This is a genomic window from Faecalibacterium langellae, assembly GCF_002549775.1.
GTDB lineage: Bacteria > Bacillota > Clostridia > Oscillospirales > Ruminococcaceae > Faecalibacterium > Faecalibacterium langellae.
This window is the reverse complement of record NZ_NMTR01000005.1, coordinates 1-2,804: the sequence shown is the minus strand read 5'-3', so window position 1 is coordinate 2,804 and position 2,804 is coordinate 1. Positions and strand designations below refer to the sequence as shown.

The 2,804-nt window shown below is 51.4% G+C and carries 1 rRNA gene; it reads left to right on the top strand.

Annotated elements, in window-relative coordinates:
• Positions 1–14: 14 nt before the first annotated feature.
• Positions 15–2,804 (top strand): 23S ribosomal RNA (locus CGS49_RS02635); the annotation flags it as partial.

Genomic DNA, 2,804 nt, shown 5'->3' with positions numbered 1-2,804 from the left:
AAGAACGTTTGAAAGGTCAAGCGAACAAGGGCGCAGGGCGAATGCCTTGGCACTGGGAGCCGATGAAAGACGTGATAAGCTGCGATAAGCTTCGGGGAGCTGCAAATAAGCATTGATCCGGAGATCTCTGAATGAGGAAACTCACCTGGGTTCATACTCAGGTACGTTATACTGAACTTCAAAATAGGTATATCGAGGGAACCGCCTGAACTGAAACATCTAAGTAGGGCGAGGAAAAGACATCAAACGAGATTCCGTAAGTAGTGGCGAGCGAACGCGGAAGAGGGCAAACCGGAAGTAGAAATACTTCCGGGGTATGGACTGCTTTTAGGACTTAATCTGTTAACCGAACGGCATGGGAAGGCCGGTCAGAGAGTGTGAGAACCACGTAGGTGAAAACGGAGAGAGCTGCGCAAGTTCCAGAGTACGGCCAGACACGTGAAACCTGGTCGGAATACGGGGGGACCACCCTCCAACCCTAAATACTACCCAGTGACCGATAGCGTATAGTACTGTGAAGGAAAGGTGAAAAGCACCCCGGGAGGGGAGTGAAAAAGAACCTGAAACCCTGTGCCTACAAGCACCTAGAGCACGTCAATGTGTGATAGGGTACTTTTTGTAGAACGGTCCGGCGAGCGATTGTATGCAGCAAGGTTAAGGACTTAAGGTCTGGAGCCGAAGCGAAAGCGAGTTTGAAAAGGGCGTTAAGTTGCATACAATGGGCCCGAAACCGGGTGACCTACCCATGGTCAGGTTGAAGTGGAAGTAAAATTCCATGGAGGACCGAACCGACCTCCGTTGAAAAGGCGGCGGATGAACTGTGGGTAGCGGAGAAATTCCAATCGAACCCGGAGATAGCTGGTTCTCCCCGAAATAGTTTTAGGACTAGCCTCAAGTTAGATACCTGGAGGTAAAGCACTGAATAGCCTAGCGGCCGAGAGGTTAGCGAAGCTTATCAAACTCAGAATGCCAGAGTATTGATGCTTGGGAGTCAGACAGTGTCAGATAAATGTCATTGTCAAAAGGGAAACAGCCCAGATCTACAGCTAAGGTCCCAAAGTCAGGTTAAGTGGAAAACGATGTGAAGATACGCAGACAACCAGGATGTTGGCTCAGAAGCAGCCACTCATTCAAAGAGTGCGTAATAGCTCACTGGTCGAGCGTCTTTGCGCGGAGAATTTAACGGGGCTAAACCTGACACCGAAGCTTAGGCAATACACTTTGTGTATTGGGTAGGGGAGCGTTGTATACGCGGTGAAACAGTAGCGCAAGCGGCTGTGGAGTGTATAGAAGTGAGAATGCCGGAATGAGTAGCGCGAATGCAGTGAGAATCTGCATGGCCGAAAGCCTCAGGTTTCTGGAGGAAGGTTCGTCCGCTCCAGGTTAGTCGGGAGCTAAGGTGAGGCCTAACGGCGTAGCCGATGCACAGACGGTAGAGATTCCGTCACCACCAAAAGAGTTAAACACAGGGACACATTTGAAGTCTCGGAGCCGGGTGTTGGTTCCGGTAGCGATCGAGGGAAGTTAGTACCGAAGTCTGAGATGGAAGATGGCGAGAAAAGCTGTGTGTATTTCTGCGGTGCCCGTACCGCAAACCGACACAGGTAGGTAGGAAGAAGATTCTAAGGCCAACGGGAGAAGGGTTGTTAAGGAACTCGGCAAATTGACCCCGTAACTTCGGGAGAAGGGGTGCTGCAGCGATGCAGCCGCAGAGAATCGGCCCAAGCAACTGTTTACCAAAAACACAGGTTTGTGCTAAATCGAAAGATGACGTATACGAGCTGACGCCTGCCCGGTGCTGGAAGGTTAAGAGGAGATGTGCAAGCATTGAATCGAAGCCCCAGTGAACGGCGGCCGTAACTATAACGGTCCTAAGGTAGCGAAATTCCTTGTCAGGTAAGTTCTGACCCGCATGAAAGGCGTAATGATTTGGGCACTGTCTCAACAGCCCGCCCGGCGAAATTGTAGTACCGGTGAAGATGCCGGTTACCCGCGACAAGACGGAAAGACCCCATGGAGCTTTACTGTAGCCTAATATTGGGTTTCGATGTTGCATGCACAGGATAGATGGGACTCTGGGAAACCGATGCTTTGGCGTCGGCGGAGAGGCCGTTGGGATACCATCCTTGCGATATTGGAATTCTAACCTGCGCCTTTGAATCAAGGCGGGGGACATTGTTAGGTGGGCAGTTTGACTGGGGCGGTCGCCTCCTAAAGAGTAACGGAGGCGTTCAAAGGTTCGCTCAGCTTGAACGGAAATCAAGCAAAAGAGTGCAAACGCAGAAGCGAGCCTAACTGCGAGACTGACGGGTCGAGCAGTAACGAAAGTTGGAGTTAGTGATCCGGTGGTATGTGAGTGGAAATGCCATCGCTCAACGGATAAAAGTTACCCTGGGGATAACAGGCTGATCTCCCCCAAGAGTCCACATCGACGGGGAGGTTTGGCACCTCGATGTCGGCTCATCGCATCCTGGGGCTGTATTCGGTCCCAAGGGTTTGGCTGTTCGCCAATTAAAGCGGTACGCGAGCTGGGTTCAGAACGTCGTGAGACAGTTCGGTCCCTATCTGTCGTGGGCGCAGGATATTTGATGGGAGCTGTTCCTAGTACGAGAGGACCGGAGCGGACGTACCTCTGGCGCACCAGTTGTTCTGCCAAGAGCATAGCTGGGCAACTATGTACGGATCGGATAAACGCTGAAAGCATCTAAGCGTGAAGCCGACCCAAAGATAAGATATCCCATTGTTTCAAACAAGTAAGACCCCTTGAAGACTACAAGGTTGATAGGCACGATGTGTAAGTGGAG